The following is a 21,324-nucleotide window of genomic DNA, read 5'->3' as shown; positions in this document are numbered from 1 at the left end:
ATAACCATGAAGACCAGTGAAGCCGAACGTCTCGCCAAAATTATCCTGGAAAGCACGATAGCACGTGAGTCCGCAAACCAAGCCTTACCTTCACAGGCCAGCCTGAAAAAAACAAACGAGGAAAGGTTGCGGCAAGCCCGGCGCCAATTCGACAAGAAGTACAGCCTCGCCACACCTCCAGAATTCATGAAGATCTAAAGCTTGCTGCGGCGAGGTTTTTTCATTCAAATCAAAAAAAAGCGGACGCAAGGTCCGCTTTTTTTATTGTCGCCGTATGCTTAGACGACGATGGTCTGGTGCTCGTCACCCACGCGGGCGCGGATTTTGCCGATGGTGTAGACGGTTTCGCCGGCCGCTTCCAGTTGGGCGATCGCGGCTGCCGCGTTCTCCTGCGAGACGATCACGGTCATGCCGATGCCGCAGTTGAACACGCGGTGCATCTCGGCATCCGCCACGCCGCCGTGCTGTTGCAGCCACTGGAACAGCGGCGGCATGGTCCACGATTTGCCGTCCAGCTCGGCCACCAGGCCAGGCTGCAGCACGCGCGGGATGTTTTCCACCAGGCCGCCGCCGGTGATGTGCACCATGCCTTTGACTTCCAGCGATTCCATCAGCGCCAGCAGCGGCTTGACGTAGATGCGGGTCGGTTGCATCAGCACGTCGGCCAGCTTGCGGCCGTGGAAGTCGCCTTCCAGGTCCGGCTTCGACACTTCAATGATCTTGCGCACCAGCGAGTAGCCGTTCGAGTGCACGCCCGACGAAGCCAGGCCCAGCACCACGTCGCCGGCGGCGATCTTGGTGCCGTCGATGATTTTCGATTTTTCCACGGCGCCAACCGCGAAACCGGCCAGGTCATACTCGCCGGCCGGATACATCGACGGCATCTCGGCGGTTTCGCCGCCGATCAGCGCGCAGCCAGCCTGTTCGCAACCCTGGGCGATGCCCTTGATGACGTCGGTGGCGATCGCCACGTCCAGCTTGCCGCAGGCGAAGTAGTCGAGGAAGAACAGCGGCTCGGCGCCCTGCACCAGGATGTCGTTGACGCTCATCGCCACCAGGTCGATGCCGACCGTGTCGTGGCGGTTCAGCTCAAATGCCAGCTTCAGCTTGGTGCCCACGCCGTCGGTGCCGGACACCAGGACTGGCTCCTTGTACTTTTTGCTGATCTCGAACATGGCGCCAAAACCGCCCAAGCCGCCCATCACGCCTTCGCGCAGGGTGCGCTTGGCAAACGGCTTGATCGCTTCGACTAAGGCGTCACCCGCGTCGATATCGACGCCGGCGTCACGGTAGGACAGGGAAACATTTGAAGTTTGGCTCATGGTGTATTTCGCAGCGGAGGCGGTAAAATAGAAGGCGGAGACCTGCTGTGTGCTATTTCCATGCCAAAATCGCATGAAAATACGCAAAATCAGCGCAACAACCCGGTCAATCCGCTATTTTATCAAAATTGCCCCGTCCAACCGCCTTTTTAACCATCGAATTCACCTTCATGCCATTTCCCCTCTCGTTAGAGCAAAAGCAAACGGCATTCTGGCTGGCGGTGTGGGCGGCATTTCTATTCCTGTTGATTACCCTCGGCCCGGTGCTGACGCCGTTCCTGGCGGCCGCCATTTTCGCCTACGCGCTCAATCCCGGCGTCGACCGCCTGGACAGCATCCGCTTCGGCCGCCGCCTCAGCATGCCGCGTGCGCTGTCGGTGACCATCGTCGTGGTGCTGTTCTTCGCCGCCCTGATCGCCATGGTGCTGATCGTGGTGCCGGTGCTGCAAAAAGAGATACCGCTGCTGCAGGCGCAGATCCCGGCCTTCCTGGCCAAGGCCAACGACCTGCTGGCGCCGCGCCTGCAAGACCTCGGCATCAAGGTGCGCGTGGACAGCGCCGGCATCAAGCAGCTGGCCGCCGAGCAAATGGCCGCCAGCGGCGACGCCATCTGGGCCGCCGTGCTGAATTCCGCCCGCGTCGGCGGCACCGCCGTGCTGGGCTGGCTGGCGACCCTGACCCTGATCCCGGTGGTGCTGTTCTACCTGCTGCTGGACTGGCCGGCGATGCTGGCGCGCGTGGCCGGCTGCGTGCCGCGCCGCTACATCGTGCCGACCATGGCCATGGCGCGCGAAGTCGACCTGCTGCTGGCCCAGTACCTGCGCGGCCAGCTGCTGGTGATGCTGGTGCTGGCGATTTACTACTCGGTGGCGCTGGCGATCGCCGGCTTCGACGTGGCCCTGCCGGTCGGCATCATCACCGGCCTGCTGGTGTTCATTCCCTACCTCGGCTTCGGCCTGGGCCTGGTGCTGGCGCTGATTTCGGCGGTGCTGCAGTTCTCCGACTGGAGCGGCCTGATCGCCGTGGCCGTCATCTACGGCATCGGCCAGGTGCTGGAAGGTTTCTTCCTGACGCCGCGCCTGGTGGGCGAGCGCATCGGCCTGCATCCGCTGGCGGTGATCTTCGCCCTGCTGGCCTTCGGCCAGCTGTTCGGCTTTGTCGGCGTGCTGCTGGCGCTGCCCGCGTCGGCGGTGCTGATGGTGGCCTTCAACCACCTGCGGCGCCACTATCTGAGCAGCAGCTTCTATAATGCATGATGTGAAACAGATAAACGTTATGCAAAAGACCACAAGGCGAACGCCATGAAACAACTGGTGCTCGATTTAGGCGCGGAAGCAGCGCACAGCCTCGCATCGTTCGAAGTGGGACAGAATGCCGAAGCGGCAGCGCTGATGCAGCAGTTCGCCGATCGCAGCTCGCGCGAGCACTTCGCCTACCTGTGGGGCGCGGTCGGCGTCGGCAAATCGCACCTGCTGAAAGCCCTGGCCAGCAGCGGTTCCGAGGCCGAGCAGGCGCGCGCGCGCTACATCTCGCCGTTTTCGATCGAGTCCGAATTCGTCTACTCGCCGGAAGTGGATCTGTACCTGCTGGACGACTGCGAGAAGCTGTCGCCGGTGGCGCAGATCGACGCCTTCGCCCTGTTTAACGAAATCCGCGCCAACAACGCCTTCATGGTCTGCAGCGGCAACGTGGCGCCGGCCGTGCTGCCGGTGCGCGAAGACCTGCGCACGCGCATGGGCTGGGGCCTGATCTACCAGATCCACGGCCTGACCGACGACGAAAAGAGCGCGGCGCTGGCCGCCGCCGCCGCCGCCCGCGGCTTGACGCTGTCGGCCGGCGTGATACCCTACCTGCTGTCGCACTTCCAGCGCGACATGCGGTCGCTGTCGACCATCCTCGACTCGCTGGACCAGTATTCCCTTGAAACCCAACGCCCGATCACTCTGCCGCTGCTGCGCGAGTGGTTGCAGGCGGAAGCGAAAGAATGATGAATCTCGCCCTTTTTGACCTCGACCACACCCTGCTGCCGATCGACTCCGACTTCGAATGGGGCCAGTTCCTGGTGCGCACCGGCGCCGTCGACGCCGTCGAATACGACCGCCGCAACAAGGCCTTCTTCGCCCAATACCAGGCCGGCACGCTCGATCCGGTAGAATACCTGGAGTTCACGCTGGGCACGCTGGCGCGCTTCCCGCGCCCGCAGCTCGACGCGATGCACGCGCAGTACATGGCCGAAGTGGTCACGCCGGCGCTGCATCCGGCCGCGCGCGCTCTGTTGAAAAAGCACGCCGACGCCGGCGACCTGGTGGCCATCGTCACCGCCACCAACCACTTCGTGACCGCGCCGATCGCCAGGGCGCTGGGCGTGGAGCACCTGATCGCGGCGATGCCGGAACTGGACGCCGACGGCAACCTGACCGGCAAGCTGCTAGGCACGCCGACCCAGGGACCGGGCAAGATCGTGCATACCAAGGCGTGGCTGGAAAAAATGGGGAAAACGCTGGAGGACTTCGACACCGTCTACTTCTACAGCGACTCGCACAACGACCTGCCGCTGATGTCCATCGTCAGCCATCCGGTGGCGACCAACCCCAACGAAAAACTGAAAACGCACGCCGCCGCGAATGGCTGGCCATTAATTGACCTATTCAATGATTAAGAAACTGATCCGCAAAATCCTCGGCACCAAGAGTAAAGCGGCACGCGACACGAACACGCCGGTGGTGCTCGGGCCGGACGCCCATGGCATCGACCCGCGCCTGTTGTCGAACAACGCAGTGCGCGTCACCAGCACCCTGCAGGAAGCCGGCTACGAAGCCTTCGTGGTCGGCGGCGCCGTGCGCGACCTGCTGCTGGGCGTCAAACCGAAAGACTTCGACATCGCCACCAACGCCACGCCGGAGCAGGTCAAGCGCCTGTTCCGCCGCGCCTTCATCATCGGCAAGCGCTTCCAGATCGTCCACGTGATGTTCGGCCAGGACCTGCTGGAGGTGACCACCTTCCGCGGCACCACCTCGGCCAACGCGCCGAAGGATGAACATGGCCGCGTCCTGCGCGACAACACCTTCGGCTCGCAGGCTGAAGACGCGGAACGCCGCGACTTCACCATCAACGCCATGTACTACAACCCGGCCAACCAGCAGGTGCTGGACTACCACGGCGGCATCGAGGACATCCGCGCGAAAACGCTGCGCATCATCGGCGTGCCGGAAGCGCGCTACCGCGAAGACCCGGTGCGCATGCTGCGCGTGGTGCGCTTTGCCGCCAAGCTGAAATTCTCGATCGAGCCGGAAACCGGCGCACCGATCAAGGTGATGGCGCCGCTGATCAACAACGTGCCGGCCGCGCGCGTGTTCGACGAAATGCTCAAGCTGCTGATGAGCGGCCACGCGCTGGCCTGCCTGCAGCAGCTGCGCAAGGAAGGCCTGCATCACGGCCTGCTGCCGCTGCTGGACGTGGTGCTGGAACAGCCGCTGGGCGTCAAGTTCGTGACGCTGGCGCTGGATTCGACCGACGCCCGCATCCACGCCGGCAAGACCGTGTCGCCGGGCTTCCTGTTCGCATCGCTGCTGTGGCACCAGGTGCTGGAGAAGTGGACCGCCTACCGCGCGTCCGGCGAACAGACCATTCCGGCGCTGCACCTGGCGGCCGACGACGTGCTCGATTCGCAGACCGAGAAGCTGGCCTTGCAGCGCAAGATCGGCACCGACATGCGCGACATCTGGTCGATGCAGCCGCGCTTCGAGCGCCGCACCGGCAAGGCGCCGCACAAGCTGCTGGAACACCTGCGCTTCCGCGCCGGCTATGACTTCCTGCTGCTGCGCTGCGCCTCCGGCGAAATCGACGCTGAAATCGGCGACTGGTGGACCGCGTTCTACGAGGGCGACGAGATCACCCGCGAAGAGCTGATCGCATCGGCGGGCCGTCCTGCCGGCGGCGGTGGCGGCAACAGCGGCGAAGGCGGCTCCGGCACCGGCGGCGCCAAACGCAAGCGCGGCCCGCGTCGCGGCGGCCGTAACCGCAGCGGCCGTGGCGAAGGCGCCGACAGCCCGGCTCCCGCCCACGATGGCGGCGCGGACTAAGCTTCACACCGCATCATGCACACCGCAATCAGCGCCGGCGTCGGACCGGCAACGCTGCAGGACGACAAGGCGCCATTCGCCTTCGCCATCGCCTACATCGGCATCGGCGCCAACCTGGGCGATGCCCGCGCCAATGTGCTGGACGCGCTGGAACGCCTGCAACGCCAGCCCGGCTGCACACTGATGACGGCGTCGGGCCTGTACCGCACCGCGCCGATCGACTCCAGCGGCGACGACTACATCAACGCCGTCGCCCGCATCGCCACCAAGCTGGACGCCGAAGCGCTGCTGCAGGCGCTGCACGCCATCGAACAGGCGCACGGCCGCGAACGGCCTTACCGCAACGCCCCGCGCACGCTGGACCTCGACCTGCTGCTGTACGGCGACGCCATCATCAACAGCACCACGCTGACGGTGCCCCATCCCCGCATGACCGAGCGCGCCTTCGTGCTGGTGCCGCTGCTGGAGATCGCGCCGTCCATCCATATACCCGGCCACGGTCCGGCGGCGCAATACGCGGCCGGCGTGGCGGACCAGGGCATCCGCCCGATTTAAAGTAAAGGATTTATCATGTCTGGATACCTGCAAGGAAACGAACTGGCCGCGGGCCAAAAGCCCGCCGACGCCACCGCACCTGCACCGGCCCCCGCCAAGGTGGCCAACAAGGCCGTCACGGTCAACACGCTGCAGGCACTGCACGCCGCGCGTGAAAAAATCACCATGCTGACCTGCTACGACGCCAGCTTCGCCTCGCTGATGGACCGCTGCGGCGTCGAGATCCTGCTGATCGGCGATTCGCTGGGCATGGTCTGCGCCGGCTACACCTCAACGCTGCCGGTCACCGTCAACGACATCGCCTACCACACCGCTTCCGTGGCGCGCGGCGCCAAGTCGGCGATGATCGTCGCCGACCTGCCGTTTGGCGCCTACGGCACGCCGGAAACCGCCTACGCCAACGCGGTGCAGGTAATGCAGGCCGGCGCCCACATGATCAAGATCGAAGGCGGCGCCTGGCTGGCCGACACCGTCAAGTTCCTGACCGACCGCGCGATTCCGGTCTGCGCCCACCTGGGCCTGACGCCGCAATCGGTGCACCAGCTGGGCGGCTACAAGGTGCAGGGCAAGACCACCGAAAGCGCCGACCTGCTGAAAGCCGACTGCCTGAAGATGCAGGCGGCCGGCGCCTCGTTGCTGGTGCTGGAGGCGATTCCTTCGGCGCTGGGCAAGGAAGTGACCGAGCTGCTGTCGATTCCCACCATCGGCATCGGCGCGGGTCCGGACTGCTCCGGCCAGGTGCTGGTGATGCATGACCTGCTGGGCGTTTTCCCAGGCCGCAAGGCGCGCTTCGTCAAGAACTTCATGGACGGCCAGACCAGCATCGACGCCGCCATCACGGCCTACGTCAGCGCCGTCAAGGACGGCAGCTTCCCGGCGCTGGAACACTGCTTCTAGGAAGCTGACTGGCTAAGTGGCGTGCCGCACAGAGCGGCGCGTCCACCGGCGCTACTGTTGTGAGAGACTTCCCTTGAAGGACTCACGCATGAACTCCAGCGATCAACGCAATATCGACACCCTGCGTTTCCTCAGTGTCGACATGGTACAAAAAGCCAACAGCGGCCACCCCGGCCTGCCGCTCGGCGCCGCGCCCATGGCCTATGTGCTGTGGACGCGCTTCCTCAAGCACCATCCCGCTAATCCGCACTGGTTCGACCGCGACCGCTTCGTGCTGTCGGCCGGCCACGGCTCGGCGCTGCTTTACAGCCTGCTGCACCTGAGCGGCTACGAGCTGCCGTTGGAACAGCTGCAGCAATTCCGCCAGTGGGACAGCATCACGCCCGGCCATCCGGAACGCGGCGTCACGCCCGGCGTCGAAGTGACCACCGGGCCGCTGGGCCAGGGCTTCGCCAACGGCGTCGGCATGGCCATCGCCGAAGCCAGCCTGGCGGCGCGCTACAACCGTCCCGGCCACAATGTAATCGACCACCATACCTACGGCATCGTCAGCGACGGCGACCTGATGGAAGGCGTGGCGTCGGAAGCGGCGTCGCTGGCCGGTCATCTGAAGCTGGGCAAGCTGATTTACCTGTACGACGACAATCAGGTCACGCTGTCGGCCGGCGCCGACATGACCTTCAGCGAGGACCGCGCCGCGCGCTTTGCCGCCTACGGCTGGCATACGCAGACGGTGGATGACGCCAACAACATCGAAGCCATCGAACAGGCGCTGGCCACCGCGCGCGCCGAGGTGCACAAGCCATCCCTGATTTTGGTGCGCAGTCACCTGGGCTACGGCTCGCCGAATAAACAGGACAAGATCGACGCCCACGGCTCGCCGCTGGGTGCCGACGAAGTGGCATTGACCAAGCGCGCGCTAGGCTGGCCGGAGCAGCCGGCCTTCCTGATTCCCGAGGAAGCGCGCATGGCCTATGCGACGGCCGGCGCGCGCGGCGGCCATGGCGAAGCCGAATGGCGCGACCGCATGGACGCCTATGCGCAGGCCTTCCCTGAACTGGCGCAGGAACTACACCAGCTGATGGAAGGCGGCGCCAGCGGCCTGCCTGACGGCTGGGACGCGGACATTCCCGTCTTCCCGGCCGACGCCAAGGGCGTGGCGACACGCACCGCCGCCGGCAAGGTGGCCAACGCCATCGCCGCCAAGCTGCCGGCGCTGATCGGCGGTTCGGCCGACCTTGACCCGTCCACCTTCACCGCGCTGACCGGCTTCGGCGACTTCCAGCCGGACAGTCCGCCCGGCGCCGAGGAAGCCGGCGACCGCCAGGGTTCGAATGGCGGCGGCTGGAGCCGCGCCGGCCGCAACATCCACTTCGGCGTGCGCGAACACGCGATGGCGGCCATCAGCAATGGTCTGGCCGCGCACGGCGGCGCGCTGCCGTTCACCGCCACCTTCCTGGTGTTTGCCGACTACCTGCGCCCTGCCATGCGCCTGTCCGCCATGATGGGATTGCAGGTGGTGTATGTGTTCACGCACGACAGCATCGCCCTGGGCGAAGATGGCGCAACGCACCAGCCGATCGAACACCTGGCCAGCATGCGCGCCATGCCGGGACTGGTGGTGATCCGTCCGGCAGACGCCAACGAAACCGCAGCGGCGTGGCGCGTGGCGGTGCAATCGGCAGGCCAGCCGGTGGTGCTGGTGCTGACGCGCCAACATCTGCCGACGCTGGACCGCGCCAGGTTTGCGCCGGCCGACGGCTTGCAGCGCGGCGCCTATGTGCTGAGCGAAGCGGAAGGCGGCGAAGCGCAGATCGTGCTGATCGCCACCGGCTCCGAGGTGCACCTGGCGCTGGAGGCGCAAGCCAAACTACACGCGGACAATGTGCGCGCACGCGTGGTGTCGATGCCGAGTTGGGAGTTGTTCGACCGGCAGCCGCAGGAATACCGCGATCAGGTGCTGCCGCCCGCGCTGACGGCGCGGCTGGCGATTGAAGCCGGCGCCACGCAGGGCTGGCATCGCTACGTCGGTACGCGCGGCGACGTGCTGGGCATCGACCGCTTCGGCGCGTCCGCACCCGGCGAGCGCGTGCTTCGCGAGTACGGATTCAGCGTGGAGAACGTCTCCCTGCTGGCCCACGCAGTCCTGGCCCGCAACGCATAAACCCCGTCGTTCCGCATCGGCGGAACGATGGGTCAGCCCTTACCTTTTTCCGCAATCACATCCAGCAACTGCTTCCACGACTTGCTGAACGCCTCAGCGCCCTCGGTCTGCAGCTGCGCAGCCAGCGCACCGACATCAATTCCCGCATCGCCGAACTGATTCAGCACCTTCTCCGCATCCCCACCTTCCGGCGGCATGCTGCCATTGACCACGCCATGGTCCGCAAACGCCAGCAACGTCTTCTCCGGCACCGTGTTAATGGTATGCGGCGCCGTCAACGACTCTACATACAGAACATCCGACGCCGCCGGATCCTTGGTCCCGGTACTCGCCCACAGCAAGCGCTGCGGCAAAGCCCCGGCCTCCGCCAGCTTGCGCAACCTCGGCGACGCCAGCAACTCGCGGTAAGCAGCATACGTCTGCCGCGCCACCGCAATCCCCAGCTGGTTCTTCAACTCCGCCGGCGCCTTATCCTTGACCGCCGTATCCCAACGACTAACAAACAACGACGCCACCGACGCCACCTTCGGATCAAGACCGGCATCGACGCGCCGCTGCACGCCGCGCAGATAAGCCTCCGCCGCCGCCAGATACTGCTCGCGCGAAAACAGCAGCGTCACGTTGACCGGAATGCCCGCAAAGATGGCCTCCTCGATCGCCTTCACGCCCTCCACGGTGCCCGGAATCTTGATGAAGGCATTCGGCCGTTGCAGACGCTCGTGCAGTGCCCGCGCCTCGCGCAACGTGCCGTCCGCATCGTGCACCAGCAACGGCGACACCTCCATCGACACCCAGCCATCCATGCCATGCGACGATTGGTACATCGGCAGGAACAGGTCAGCGGCATTTTGCAGATCTTCCAGCGCCAGCTCCAGGAACAGCTGCTCGCCCTTCACGCCAGCCGCCGTCCTGCTGCGTATCGCCTCATCATAAAAATCCGCGCCATGAATGGCCGCCTCGAAGATACTGGGATTGGATGTCAGCCCGGCGATATCGTAATCATCGATGTACTTCTTCAGCGTGCCGCTGGTGAGCAGGCCACGCGTGATGTTGTCCAGCCAAAGGGCTTGCCCCAGCTGGCGCAGATGCAGTGCGGGATTCATGACGATGTCTCCTTTTCAAGGCCGGAAAACGCCGGCAAATCATAGTTCAACAAGTCGCCAATGCGATCCACCGCAAGATCCGGTGTCGTATAGCTGGCGACATCCGGCGCGACGGCATAGTGCCCCTGACGCGGAAACACCGTGGTCAGCCGATCGCCCCAGCCCTGCTTCATGGAAGCCAGAATCCGCACTTTATCGTCAATCATCACATAGCGGCGCGCCGGATAAGCGCGTTCGATGTGCTCCAGCATGGTCTCCTTGTGAATGTAGATCAGCACATTGCCCTCCACCGCATCCCACAAGCCCGAATACTCCACTTTGCGCGGCTGGAACACCACGTCGCCATCGGACAGGATCACCACCTTGCCCCACTGCCGCAAATGCTTGATGACGTCCAGCGCCCCGGGATACAGCCGGTCCGCAAAGCGGTAGTTCATCAGCCAACCCGCCATCAGCAGCAGCTTGGGATCGTTCATGGCGTCGATGCGATAGCGCTGCAACGCGCCCAGATAATCGGCATAGCCGAATTGCGCAAACAGCTCCGTGTAGATGCTCCAGTAGCGGTCGCGCGCCTCGGCCCCGAATTCCTTTTCCAGATGCTCGCGCAAATCGCTCTGGACACGGTCGTTGTCCAGCAGCGTGTTGTCGCAATCAACCAGAAAGACGATATCGTCAGGCATCACGCATTCCCTGTCTTGTGCGGCTTCTCGGCATGGCCGCCAAAGCCGGCGCGCATCGCCGACAGCACCTTGCCGGCGAATTCCGCATTGCCGCGCGAACTGAATCGTTCGAACAGCGCGTTGCTCAATACGGGCACCGGCACGCCTTCATCGATGGCGGCGGCGATGGTCCAGCGGCCCTCGCCCGAATCGGACACACGGCCGGCATAGGCGTCCAGATGGGGATCTTTGAGCAGCGCATCGGCCGTCAGGTCCAGCAGCCAGGAGCTGATCACGCTGCCGCGCCGCCATAGCTCGCTGATTTCGCCCAGGTCCAGGTCATACTGGTAATGCTCCGGATGGCGCAGCGGCGTGGTCTCCGCATCGACTTCCTGTTCCTGCTTGCCGATGTTCGCATGGCGCAGGATATTCAGTCCCTCCGCATACGCGGCCATGATGCCGTACTCGATGCCGTTGTGGACCATCTTGACGAAGTGACCGGCGCCATTCGGGCCGCAATGCAGGAAGCCCTGCTCGGCGCTGCTGCCCGGCTTGTCGCGGCCAGGCGTCGGCGTGGCCGCGTCGTGGCCCGGCGCCAGCGTGGAGAAAATCGGTTCCAGATGCTTGACCACATCCGGCTCGCCGCCGATCATCAGGCAATAGCCGCGCGTCAGGCCGTGCGTGCCGCCGCTGGTGCCCACATCGACGTAATGCAGCTGCTGCTCCTTCAGCTGCGCGCTGCGGCGGATATCGTCGTGGTAGTGCGAATTGCCGCCGTCGATGATGATGTCGCCCGGTGACAGCAGCGGCTTCAGGATATCCAGCGTGGAGTCGACCGCACCGGCCGGCACCATCAGCCACAGCACGCGCGGCGTCTCCAGCTTGGCAACCAGATCCTCCAGCGACGACGCGCCGGTGACTCCCTCGCGCAGCACGGCGTTCACCGTTTCCGCATGGCGCGCGTAAGCCACGCTGTGGTGCCCTGCCGCCGCCAGACGCCAAACCATATTGGCGCCCATGCGCCCCAGTCCTATCATTCCGATCTGCATAAAGATCCTTCACGTTGTCCAGGTTCGATGGGCGTGCAGGTCTCGGGCCTGCACGCGCTACTGCCAGCTTAGGCTTCGGTAAAAATGAATTCGGTTAGATGGAGCACATAGCGGCGCCTCCAGACTATCAGATTTGTATCTGGATTGTGTCAGGCCCACCGGCGCGCCTCCCCTCAGAAGCGGTTCAGGTAACGTGCCGTTTCCCATGCGCTCACGTGCTGGCTGTATTCGATCCACTCGGCGCTTTTCAGCGCGACGAACTCGTGGACGATGGCGCTGCCCAGCGCTTCCGTCAGCGCGGTGTCGGCTTTCAAAGCAGCCGCCGCATCGCCGAGGTTTTGCGGCAGCAGCCGCAGGCCGCGCGCAGTGCGTTCGGCATCGCTCATTTCGTACACGTCCAGGTTGACCGGATCGCCCGGATCCAGCGCGCGCTCGATGCCGTCCAGTCCCGCCGCGATCACGCCGGCCAGCGCCAGGTAAGGATTGGCTGCGCTATCCGGCAGCCGCCATTCGATCCGCTGATGCACGGTGCGCGCCACCACCGTGCGATTATTGTCGCCGTAGCCGATAAACGCCGGCGCCCAGCTGGTGCCGGACAGCGACTGCCCGCACATCAGCCGCTTGTACGAATTGACGGTCGGCGCGCACAACGCCGTCAATGCCGGCGCATGATGGAGCAGGCCGCCGAGGAAGTGATACGCCAGCGGCGACAGGCCAAGTGCGCGGCCGCCCGGTTCCGCGTGGTCGGCCGGACCGTGCGCGAATACCGCGTTGCCGTCCGAATCCGCCAGCGACAAATGGAAATGCAGGCCGCTGCCCGGCCGTTCGGCAAACGGCTTGGGCATCATCGAGAACAGCATGCCCTCTTCTTCCGCGATGTGATGCGCGGCCATCTTGAACAGCATGAAGTTGTCCGCCGCGCGCAATGCATCGGCGTAGTGGTAGTTCACCTCGAACTGGCCGGTCGCGTCTTCATGGTCGATCTGGTAGACGCCCAGGCCGCAATCGTTCAGCGACGTGGTCAGCTTGTCGAGAAAGGAGCGGCGGCGCAGCAGGCTTTTGGTGTCGTATGACGGCTTTTCCAGCGTATCGGCGGCTTCGGCGTCGTAGCCATTGGCGCCTTTCTGCAGCAGGAAGAACTCCGGTTCCAGGCCGGCGTTCAAGGTCCAGCCATGCGCCGCCAGACGCGCGACCTGCCTGCGCAGCACCTGGCGCGGACAGGCGTCGAACGGCTGGCCGGCCACATGCCCGTCCAGCACCACGCGCGCATAGCCGGGCAGCCAGGGCATCGGTCGCAGGGTGGTCAGGTCGGCGCGGCCGTAATACTCAGAACGCGGGCCGTTGCGCGGCAATCCCGTGCCCCAGATCGACGGCCCCGAAAAGCCCGCACCCGGCGCGACAATATCGCCCAGATGCGCCAGCGGCACCAGCTTGCCCTTGGCCGCGCCATGGATGTCGGTGAACTGCGCAAACACGTAACGCACGCCCTGCGCATCCATCACCGTTTGCAGTTCTTCTAACCTATCTGTATCCATGTGGTTTTCAATTCCGTGTATTTGTCGAATGCGTGCAGCGACTTGTCGCGGCCATTGCCGGACTGCTTGTAGCCGCCGAACGGCACGGTGATGTCATCGCCATCGTACTGGTTGACGTGCACGGTGCCGGCACGCAGCGCGCGCGAGGTCTGGATCGCCTTGCTCAGGTCCGCCGTCCACACGGCGGCGTGCAGGCCGTATGGCGTGGCGTTGGCCTGCCGCACCGCGTCCTGCACATCGCCGAAGCTCAGTACCGACAGCACCGGCCCGAAGATCTCTTCGCGCGCGATGGTCATGCTGCTGTCCACCTGATCGAACAGCGTCGGCTCGACATAGTAGCCGCCGGTTTCAGTGCGTACCTGCTTGCCGCCGGCCAGCAACCGCGCGCCGCCCGCCTGGCCAGCTTCGATATAACCCATCACCGTTTTCAGCTGCGTGGCGTCGACAATCGCGCCCATGACGGTGTTTTCGTCCAGCGGGTCGCCCGGCTGGTAATCCGGCACCTTGGCCAGCGCCTTTTCCAGGAAGTGGTCCTTGATCGACGCTTCGACAAACAGCCGCGAAGGTGCGTTGCAGCTTTCGCCCTGGTTGAAGAAGATCGAGCCAATGGCCGCCTCCACCGCCGCATCCAGATCCGGACAATCCGCGCACACGATGTTGGCCGACTTGCCGCCCAACTCCGTCCATGCGCGCTTCAGGTTCGACTGCCCCGCCATCTGCATGATCTGTTTGCCCACGCGGGTGGAACCGGTAAAGCCTATGCAGTCCACATCCATGTGCAGCGCCAGCGCGGCGCCGGCCTCCGCGCCGTAACCCGGCAGCACATTGAACACGCCGGGCGGTATGCCGGCTTCCAGCGCGATCTCCGCCAGCCGCAGCGCCGTCAACGGCGATTTCTCGGACGGCTTGAGCACCACGCTATTTCCCGCCGCCAGCGCCGGCGCGATCTTCCACGACGCCATCAACATCGGATAGTTCCACGGCACGATGGCCGCCACCACGCCCACCGGCTCGCGCGTGATCAACGCCAGGCTGCTGGCCGCCGTCGGCGCGATTTCATCGTAGATCTTGTCGATCGCCTCGCCGTACCAGCGGATGCAGTTGGCGGCGCCGCCCACGTCCACGCTCTGGCTGTACTTGATCGGTTTGCCCATGTCCAGCGTTTCCAGCAGCGCCAGCTCCTGGCCATGCTTCTGCATCAGGTCCGCGAACTTGACCAGCACCCGCTTGCGCTGCGCCGGCGACTTGCCCGCCCAGCGGCGGTCTTCAAACGCTGCGCGCGCCGCCGCCACGGCGATGTCCACGTCCGCGCTGTCGCAACGCGCCACCATGCCCAGCTTGCGGCCATCGATGGGCGACAGGTTCTCGAACTGCTGTTCGGATTTCGCCCACACCCGTTCGCCGCCGATGAAGGCGCGGCCGTCCGCCTGCAACGCCGCGGCCTTGTCATGCCATGTCGTCATGTCTGTCTCCTTTAAAGCCAGCCGCGTTCCTTCACATCGGCGTAGGTCAGGTCGAGGCAATGACGGATCAGCGCCACCATCTCGTCGATCTGCGCCGTGGTCAGCACCAGCGGCGGCGCGATGATCATGCGGTCGCCGACGGCGCGCATGATCATCCCGTTGTTGAACATATAGCCCCGGCACACCATGCCGACCGCCAGCGATTCGTCGAACGCCACGTTGTCGTGCACCGTGGCGCCCTTGCTGCGCACCAGATTCAGGCCGGCGACAAAGCCGCAACTGTCCGCATAACCAACCAGCGGATGCTCCGCCAGCTCGGCAAAGCGCTGCTTCAGATACGACCCGGTTTCATTGGCCACGCGCTCGATCAGTTTTTCGTCTTCGATGATGCGGATATTTTCCAGCGCCGCCGCACACGCCACCGGATGGCCGGAATACGTGAAGCCATGATTGAACTCGCCGCCCTGTTCGATCAGCACCTTGGCCACGCGGTCGCCAACCAGCACGCCGCCCAGCGGCACATAGCCCGACGTCACGCCCTTGGCGAAGGTGATCAGGTCCGGCTTGATGCCGAACAGCTCGGACGCGAACCAGCGCCCCAGCCGCCCGAAGCCGCAGATCACTTCATCGGCGATCAGCAGAATCTCGTACTTGTCGCAGATGCGCTGGATCTCCGGCCAATACGTGGCAGGCGGGATGATCACGCCGCCCGCGCCCTGTATCGGCTCGCCGATGAACGCGGCCACCTTTTCCGGCCCGACTTCCAGGATTTTCCTCTCCAGCCAGGACGCCGCCTCGATGCCGAATTCTTCTTCGGTCATGCCCTTGCCGGATTCCAGATAGTTCGGCTGGCCGATATGCACGATGCCCGGTATCGGCAAGCCGCCCTGCGCATGCATGCCCTCCATGCCGCCCAGCGAAGCGCCGGCCATGGTGCTGCCGTGATAGGCGTTGTGGCGGCTGATGATGGTGTGGCGATCCTTGTAGCCCAACACGTCCCAATAGCGCCGTACCATGCGCACATTGGTGTCGTTGCCTTCCGAGCCGGAACCGGTGAAGTACACATGATTGAACTGCGGCGGCGAAATCTGCGCCAGCTTGGTTGCCAGCTGCACCGCCGGCACGTTGGTGGTGTTGAAGAAGCTGTTATAGAACGGCAGCGTCTCCATCTGCTTGTACACCGCCTCCGAAATGCTGGTGCGGCCATAGCCCACGTTCACGCACCAGAGGCCGGACATGCCGTCGATGATCTTGTTGCCTTCCGAATCCCACAGATAAATGCCCTGGCCGCGCACCATCACGCGCGCGCCCTTTTCGCCTAGCGCCTTGTGGTCGGTGAAGGGATGCATGTAGTGCGCAGCGTCCAGCTTCTGGATGGCGGCGGTATCGTAGTCGCTCATAAGGTCTCCTCGCTTAAACATGCAGCAGCAGGTGCTCGCGCTCCCACGGACTGATGACGGTCATGAATTCCTGATGTTCCAGATCCTTGATGGCGGCATAGACGTCGATGAAGCGTTCGCCCAGCACGCTGCGCAGACGGTCCTCGCGGCGCAGCAGTTGCAGCGCTTCCGGCAAACCTTGCGGCAGTTCGACTTTCAGGTCATAGGCGCTGTCGGTGGTCATGGGCGTCGGGTCCAGCTGATCGACCATGCCGAGATAGCCGCAAGCCAGCGTCACCGCCAGCGCCAGATACGGATTGGCGTCGGCGCCGATGATGCGGTTTTCGACGCGGCGGTCCTGTACGCCCGATTCCGGCACGCGGAAGCCCACCGTGCGGTTATCCATGCCCCACTGGATGTTGATCGGCGCCGCCGTATGGCGCACGATGCGGCGGTACGAATTCACATACGGCGCCACGATCGCCATCGCCGACGGCATGTAGTGCTGCAGGCCGCCGATGTAGTGCTTGAACAGCGGCGAGGCCGAACCGTCCTCCGCGCTGAAGATGTTCTTGCCGGTGACGGCGTCCACCACGCTCTGGTGCACGTGCATCGCAGATCCCGGCTCGCCGGCCATTGGCTTGGCCATGAAGGTGGCGTACATATCGTGCTTGAGCGCCGCCTCGCGCAAGGTGCGCTTGAAGAAGAACACCTTGTCCGCCAGACCGAGCGGCTCGCCGTGCAGGAAGTTGATTTCCATCTGGCCGGCGCCGATTTCGTGAATCAGCGTGTCGACGTCCAGCCCCATCATGTCGCAGTAATCGTAGATGTCTTCGAACAGCGGATCGAACTCGTTCACCGCATCGATGCTGTAGACCTGGCGACTGGTTTCGGCGCGGCCGCTGCGGCCCACCGGCGCTTTCAATGGAAGGTCCGGATCGATGTTCTTGGCGGTGAGGTAAAACTCCAGTTCTGGCGCCACCACCGGCTTCCAGCCGCGATCCGCATACAGCTTGAGCACGCGGCGCAGCACGGAGCGCGGTGCGAAGTCCACCAGGCGGCCGTCGGCGAAGTAGCAGTCGTGGATCACCTGCGCGGTGGGGTCGGTGGCCCATGGCACCATGGTGATGGTGGTGGGATCGGCCTTCAGGATCATGTCGCGGTCGGTGCTGGAGATGGCGCGGTCGTAGCCCGCATCCTCCGTTGGATAGTTGCCGGTGACGGTCATGCCCAGCACCGCTTCCGGGATGCGCATGCCGCGCTCCTGGGTGAATTTACCGCGCGGGAGTATCTTCCCGCGCGCCACGCCCGTCAGGTCGGGCACCAGGCATTCAATTTCCGTGACGCGCTTCTCGTTCAGCCACAGGTCCATATCGGTGTAGGTAAAGTTTTCGCGAATTGCCATGTGCTTCTCTCATTGGTTTTTATCGGTTGGCCTTGTAGGCGCGGCAGGCGTCGCCAAAGGCTCTGAATAATTTGACGGCATCCGGATTCTCGGAAAAGCGCCACTCCGGATGCCACTGTACCGCGAGCGTGAATCCTTTGGCGTCCGCCACGCGGTAGGCTTCCACCAGGCCGTCGTCGGCGCGCGCTTCAATCGCGAGGCCGGGCGCCAGCTGGTTGATGCCTTGTCCGTGCAGCGAGTTGACCTGGATTTCGGCGGCGCCGCCGAGCATCTGTGCCATGCGCCCTCCGGGATCCAGCAGCACGCGGTGCGAAGGCGCGTATTGCTGGTCCAATGAGTCTTCCTTATGCTCGCGGTGATCGGCCATGCCGGGCACCGCATGCACCGCCTGATGCAGCGAGCCGCCCAGCGCCACATTCACTTCCTGGAAGCCGCGGCAGATCGCCAGCAGCGGTATGCCGCGCTTGATCACGGCTCGGATCAGCGGCAGCGTGGTGGCGTCGCGCGCCGCATCCTGCGGCAGCGATGGATCGCGCACTTCCTCGCCATACAGGCTGGCGTGGACATTGGAATGGGAACCGGTCAGCATGACGCCGTCGGCCACGGCGAGCAGCGCTTCGAAGTCGGTGGCCGCGCCGAGCGCCGGCACGATCAGCGGCGTACAGCGCGCGCCGTCCGCCACCGCCGCCACGTACTTCAGCTGTGCGGTGTGATTGAGGTGTGCGCCGATTTGATTGACGCACGCAGGAACCAGAACGATTGGGCTACGCATAGAAGCTTTCATCTATTTGGATTTAATTAAATGATATGCCTTTTTTGGTAAGATGGCGAAATCAAATCAGGAGTTCGCGCATGAAGAACATGCCATGGCGCGATTTCATCGCATTAGTTGCCAGTATCGGCGTCGTCGGCCTTGGGCTGGGCGCCACCATTCCGCTGACCGCCCTGACGCTCGATCAGCGCGGCGTGGGAACAGACATTATTGGGGTTATCACAGCCGTCAGCGCCTTCGGCATTTTGGCCGCTGCACCGTTTGTCTCGCGCTGGGTGGCCGGCCATGGCCCGCGCGGCTGCATGATCGGCGCGATTCTGGCGGCCGCGCTGTCCACCGCGCTGATGGAAACCACCGACAACCTGCTGGCCTGGGGCGTGCTGCGCCTCGTGTTCGGCGCCTGCATGGGCGTGCTGTTCACGATTGGCGAAGCGTGGGTGAACAACCTGGCGCCAACCAATTCGCGCGGCCGCGTGGTGGCAATCTATACCACCGCTTTCACGCTGTTCCAGCTGATCGGCCCCGCGCTGGTGGCGGCGCTGGCCGGCAAGGTCGCCCTGCCGTTCGCCTGCTGCGGCGCGCTGTTCCTGCTCGCGCTGCCCGGCATGCTGCTGATCAGCGGCGGTGCGCACGGCCATGAAGATGAACCGCCGGTCGCCTGGCAGCGCATCCTGCCGCGCATGTGGATGATCGCCATCGGCGCCGCCTTCTTCGCCATGTTCGATACAGTGGCGCTCAGCCTGCTGCCGGTGTACGCCATGCGCCACGGCATAGCGACCGAACTGGCGGTGTTGTCGGCCACCGTGGTGCTGGTCGGCGACACGGCGCTGCAATTCGCTTTCGGCTGGCTGGCGGATTACGTCGGCCGGCGCAAGGTGCATATCGGCTGCGGCATCGCCTGTTGCGTGCTGCTGCCGGTGCTGCCTTTCGCTGCGGGCACGCCGTGGCTGTGGTGGACGCTGCTGCTGGCCTTGGGCGCGGTGGCCGGCGCGATCTACATGCTGTCGCTGGTGGCCTGCGGCGAGCGGTTCGAAGGCCAGTCGCTGGTGGCGGCCAGCGCGGTGGTCAACGCCAGCTGGGGCATTACCAGCGCCGGCGGACCTTTGGTGACGGGAGTCTTGATGCAAACGGCGGGCATCAATGCGCTGCCCGCCGTTTTGTGGTGTGGCGCGGCGATCTTCATCGCCAGCGCCGCATGGGACAGGAACTAGCCTTTGATCTGCTTCAGGCGCAGGCGTTCGTTGCGGGCGATGTACAGGCTGGAAGCGATCACGCCGATCGACACCACCAGGATGGTCAGCGCCGCCACCGCGTTCACGCGCGGGTCCAGGCCCAGGCGCGCGCGCGAGAAGATCACGATCGGCATGGTCGACGAGCCGGGGCCGGACAGAAATGCCGACAGCACAACGTCATCCAGCGACAGCGTAAACGTCAGCAGCCACGCGGAACCCAGCGCCTGCTTGATGTTCGGCAGCGTCACCAGGAAGAACACCTGGAACGGACGGCAGCCCAGATCCATCGCCGCTTCTTCCAGCGATTTGTTCATCTCCTGCAGACGCGACTGGATCACCACCGTCGCATAGGCCATGCCCAGCAAGGTGTGGCCCAGCCAGATCGTGACGAGACCGCGCTCCGGAAAGCCGAACATCTTCTGCACCGACACCAGCATCAGCAGCAGCGACAGGCCGATGATCACCTCCGGCATCACCAGCGGCGCGCTCACCATGCCGGTGAACAGCGTGCGGCCCTTGAAGCGTTGATAGCGGTCCAGCACAAAGGCCGCGAACGTCCCGAGCACCACCGAGCCGCAAGCCGTCAGCAGCGCGATGCGCAGCGACAGCCCGAAACCGCTGATGATCTCCTGGTCGTTCAGCAGCGCCGCATACCATTGCAGCGAGAAGCCGCTCCACACCATGTCCTGGCGCGAGCTGTTAAACGAGAACACCACCAGCACCACGATAGGAATGTAGAGGAACAGATAGCCCAGCGACAGCCAGCCGCGCCCGAACCAACGATGCAGGAACTGGGTCATTTGCGTGCCTCCTGGTCCGCCTTGTATTTATTGAAGATCGCCATCGGCACGAGGATCAGCAGGATCACCACCACCGTCACCGAGGACGCCAGCGGCCAATCGTTATTGGTGAAGAATTCGTCCCATAGCTGGCGGCCGATCATCAGCGTTTCCGGGCCGCCCAGCAGCTCCGGAATCACGTACTCGCCAACCGCCGGAATGAATACCAGCATGGTGCCGGCGATGATGCCGGACTTCGACAGCGGCACCGTGATGCGCCAGAAGGTCTGCCACGGCGTCGCGCCCAGATCGGCGGCGGCCTCCAGGAAGCGCACGTCCATCTTCACCAGGTTGGCGTACAGCGGCAGGATCATGAACGGCAGGTAGGCGTACACCATGCCGATGATCAGCGAGAACTGCGTGTTCATCATGTGCAGCGGCTCGGAGATGACGCCGATATGCATGAGGAAGCTGTTCAGGATGCCGTTGTTGGCCAGGATGCCCTTCCACGCGTAGATGCGCAGCAGGAAGGAGGTCCAGAACGGCATCATCACCAGCATCAGCAGCACCGGCCGCAGCGACGGCTTGGCGCGCGCCATGAAGTAGGCGAACGGATAGCCGATGATGAGGCACAGCGCCGCCGTGATCGCCGCGAACTTCAGCGAGTTCAAATAGGTGATCGCATACAGCTCGTCCTGCGCGATGAACAGGTAGTTGGCGACCTTCACCTTTAGCGTCAGCACGCCGTCGGCCAGCGTCAGCAGGGAGCCGAACGGACCGCCGTCGCCGCTATCCAGGTCGGCAAAGCTCAGGCGCAGCACGATCAGGAACGGAATCAGGAAGGCGAACGTCAGCCACAGGGACGGCACCGCGATGACCGCGGCGCGCCCCGGATGCTTGATCAGGTTCTTGAGGAAGTTCATGCCGG

At 64.3% G+C, this 21,324-nt stretch carries 20 protein-coding genes; 9 read left to right on the top strand and 11 right to left on the bottom strand.

What is annotated here, in order from left to right; all coding sequences use genetic code 11:
• Positions 1-6 precede the first annotated feature (6 nt).
• On the top strand, positions 7-198 hold the full coding sequence (locus GJ698_RS18885) for a hypothetical protein (RefSeq protein WP_154359404.1): 192 nt from the start codon (positions 7-9) through the stop codon (positions 196-198).
• Between the two features lie 80 nt (positions 199-278).
• Here GJ698_RS18885 and purM read toward each other — a convergent pair whose 3' ends face one another.
• The gene (gene purM, locus GJ698_RS18880) at positions 279-1,322 is read right to left on the bottom strand and encodes a phosphoribosylformylglycinamidine cyclo-ligase (RefSeq protein ID WP_154359403.1); all 1,044 of its coding nucleotides are present in this window, start codon (positions 1,320-1,322) and stop codon (positions 279-281) included.
• Between the two features lie 170 nt (positions 1,323-1,492).
• Here purM and GJ698_RS18875 point away from each other — a divergent pair, with 170 nt between their 5' ends.
• The 7 genes from GJ698_RS18875 to tkt all read left to right on the top strand — a co-directional run bounded on the left by GJ698_RS18875 (position 1,493) and on the right by tkt (position 9,020).
• Positions 1,493-2,578 carry an AI-2E family transporter gene (locus tag GJ698_RS18875; protein WP_154359402.1) on the top strand — a complete coding sequence of 362 codons (1,086 nt, stop codon included), beginning with the start codon at positions 1,493-1,495 and terminating at the stop codon, positions 2,576-2,578.
• Positions 2,579-2,623: 45 nt separating this feature from the next.
• Complete coding sequence (hda, locus tag GJ698_RS18870) at positions 2,624-3,310, top strand: DnaA regulatory inactivator Hda (protein WP_154359401.1); 687 nt, start codon at positions 2,624-2,626, stop codon at positions 3,308-3,310.
• A complete protein-coding gene (locus GJ698_RS18865; RefSeq protein WP_154359455.1) occupies positions 3,310-3,981 on the top strand; it encodes a histidinol-phosphatase in 672 nt (223 codons plus the stop codon). Before hda ends, GJ698_RS18865 begins: the two co-directional genes overlap by 1 nt.
• Entirely contained in the window at positions 3,974-5,404 is a 1,431-nt protein-coding gene (gene pcnB / locus GJ698_RS18860; protein ID WP_154359400.1) for a polynucleotide adenylyltransferase PcnB, read from the top strand. Before GJ698_RS18865 ends, pcnB begins: the two co-directional genes overlap by 8 nt.
• A 15-nt stretch (positions 5,405-5,419) precedes the next feature.
• Positions 5,420-5,959, top strand: a complete 540-nt coding sequence (folK, locus tag GJ698_RS18855) for a 2-amino-4-hydroxy-6-hydroxymethyldihydropteridine diphosphokinase (RefSeq protein WP_154359399.1) — start codon at positions 5,420-5,422, stop codon at positions 5,957-5,959.
• A 15-nt stretch (positions 5,960-5,974) separates the two neighbouring features.
• Positions 5,975-6,856: a 3-methyl-2-oxobutanoate hydroxymethyltransferase gene (gene panB, locus GJ698_RS18850; protein WP_208023849.1), complete on the top strand. Its 882-nt coding sequence runs from the start codon at positions 5,975-5,977 to the stop codon at positions 6,854-6,856.
• Between the two features lie 88 nt (positions 6,857-6,944).
• The gene (tkt, locus tag GJ698_RS18845) at positions 6,945-9,020 is read left to right on the top strand and encodes a transketolase (RefSeq protein WP_154359398.1); all 2,076 of its coding nucleotides are present in this window, start codon (positions 6,945-6,947) and stop codon (positions 9,018-9,020) included.
• Positions 9,021-9,052: 32 nt separating this feature from the next.
• Here tkt and tal read toward each other — a convergent pair whose 3' ends face one another.
• The 8 genes from tal to GJ698_RS18805 form a co-directional block, all read right to left on the bottom strand.
• A complete protein-coding gene (tal, locus tag GJ698_RS18840) occupies positions 9,053-10,123 on the bottom strand; it encodes a transaldolase (RefSeq protein ID WP_154359397.1) in 1,071 nt (356 codons plus the stop codon).
• Entirely contained in the window at positions 10,120-10,803 is a 684-nt protein-coding gene (locus tag GJ698_RS18835) for an HAD family hydrolase (RefSeq protein ID WP_154359396.1), read from the bottom strand. Before GJ698_RS18835 ends, tal begins: the two co-directional genes overlap by 4 nt.
• Positions 10,803-11,831 (bottom strand): phosphogluconate dehydrogenase (NAD(+)-dependent, decarboxylating), encoded by a 1,029-nt coding sequence (gene gnd, locus GJ698_RS18830; protein WP_154359395.1) that lies wholly within the window; start codon positions 11,829-11,831, stop codon positions 10,803-10,805. Before gnd ends, GJ698_RS18835 begins: the two co-directional genes overlap by 1 nt.
• Before the next feature lie 173 nt (positions 11,832-12,004).
• Positions 12,005-13,366, bottom strand: coding sequence for a type III glutamate--ammonia ligase (gene glnT, locus GJ698_RS18825; protein ID WP_154359394.1), 1,362 nt, complete (start codon positions 13,364-13,366; stop codon positions 12,005-12,007).
• Entirely contained in the window at positions 13,348-14,829 is a 1,482-nt protein-coding gene (locus GJ698_RS18820; protein WP_154359393.1) for an aldehyde dehydrogenase, read from the bottom strand. The genes glnT and GJ698_RS18820 overlap by 19 nt, the downstream gene beginning before the upstream one ends.
• An 11-nt stretch (positions 14,830-14,840) precedes the next feature.
• Positions 14,841-16,229 (bottom strand): aspartate aminotransferase family protein, encoded by a 1,389-nt coding sequence (locus tag GJ698_RS18815; protein ID WP_154359392.1) that lies wholly within the window; start codon positions 16,227-16,229, stop codon positions 14,841-14,843.
• Between the two features lie 13 nt (positions 16,230-16,242).
• Entirely contained in the window at positions 16,243-17,613 is a 1,371-nt protein-coding gene (locus GJ698_RS18810) for a glutamine synthetase family protein (RefSeq protein ID WP_154359391.1), read from the bottom strand.
• 19 nt (positions 17,614-17,632) lie between these two features.
• A complete protein-coding gene (locus tag GJ698_RS18805; protein WP_154359390.1) occupies positions 17,633-18,385 on the bottom strand; it encodes a gamma-glutamyl-gamma-aminobutyrate hydrolase family protein in 753 nt (250 codons plus the stop codon).
• Between the two features lie 80 nt (positions 18,386-18,465).
• Between GJ698_RS18805 and GJ698_RS18800 the strand changes: the two genes are divergently transcribed.
• Positions 18,466-19,596 carry an MFS transporter gene (locus GJ698_RS18800; RefSeq protein WP_154359389.1) on the top strand — a complete coding sequence of 377 codons (1,131 nt, stop codon included), beginning with the start codon at positions 18,466-18,468 and terminating at the stop codon, positions 19,594-19,596.
• On the opposite strand, the gene GJ698_RS18795 is transcribed toward GJ698_RS18800, so the two are convergent.
• Complete coding sequence (locus tag GJ698_RS18795; protein ID WP_154359388.1) at positions 19,593-20,417, bottom strand: ABC transporter permease; 825 nt, start codon at positions 20,415-20,417, stop codon at positions 19,593-19,595. The genes GJ698_RS18800 and GJ698_RS18795 overlap by 4 nt on opposite strands.
• On the bottom strand, positions 20,414-21,319 hold the full coding sequence (locus GJ698_RS18790) for an ABC transporter permease subunit (RefSeq protein ID WP_154359387.1): 906 nt from the start codon (positions 21,317-21,319) through the stop codon (positions 20,414-20,416). Before GJ698_RS18790 ends, GJ698_RS18795 begins: the two co-directional genes overlap by 4 nt.
• Positions 21,320-21,324: the final 5 nt, after the last annotated feature.

Source organism: Duganella aquatilis, assembly GCF_009674565.1.
Classification (GTDB): Bacteria; Pseudomonadota; Gammaproteobacteria; order Burkholderiales; family Burkholderiaceae_D; genus Rugamonas; species Rugamonas aquatilis.
The sequence above is the reverse complement of the archived record's forward strand: the minus strand, read 5'-3'. Positions and strand labels throughout refer to the sequence as shown.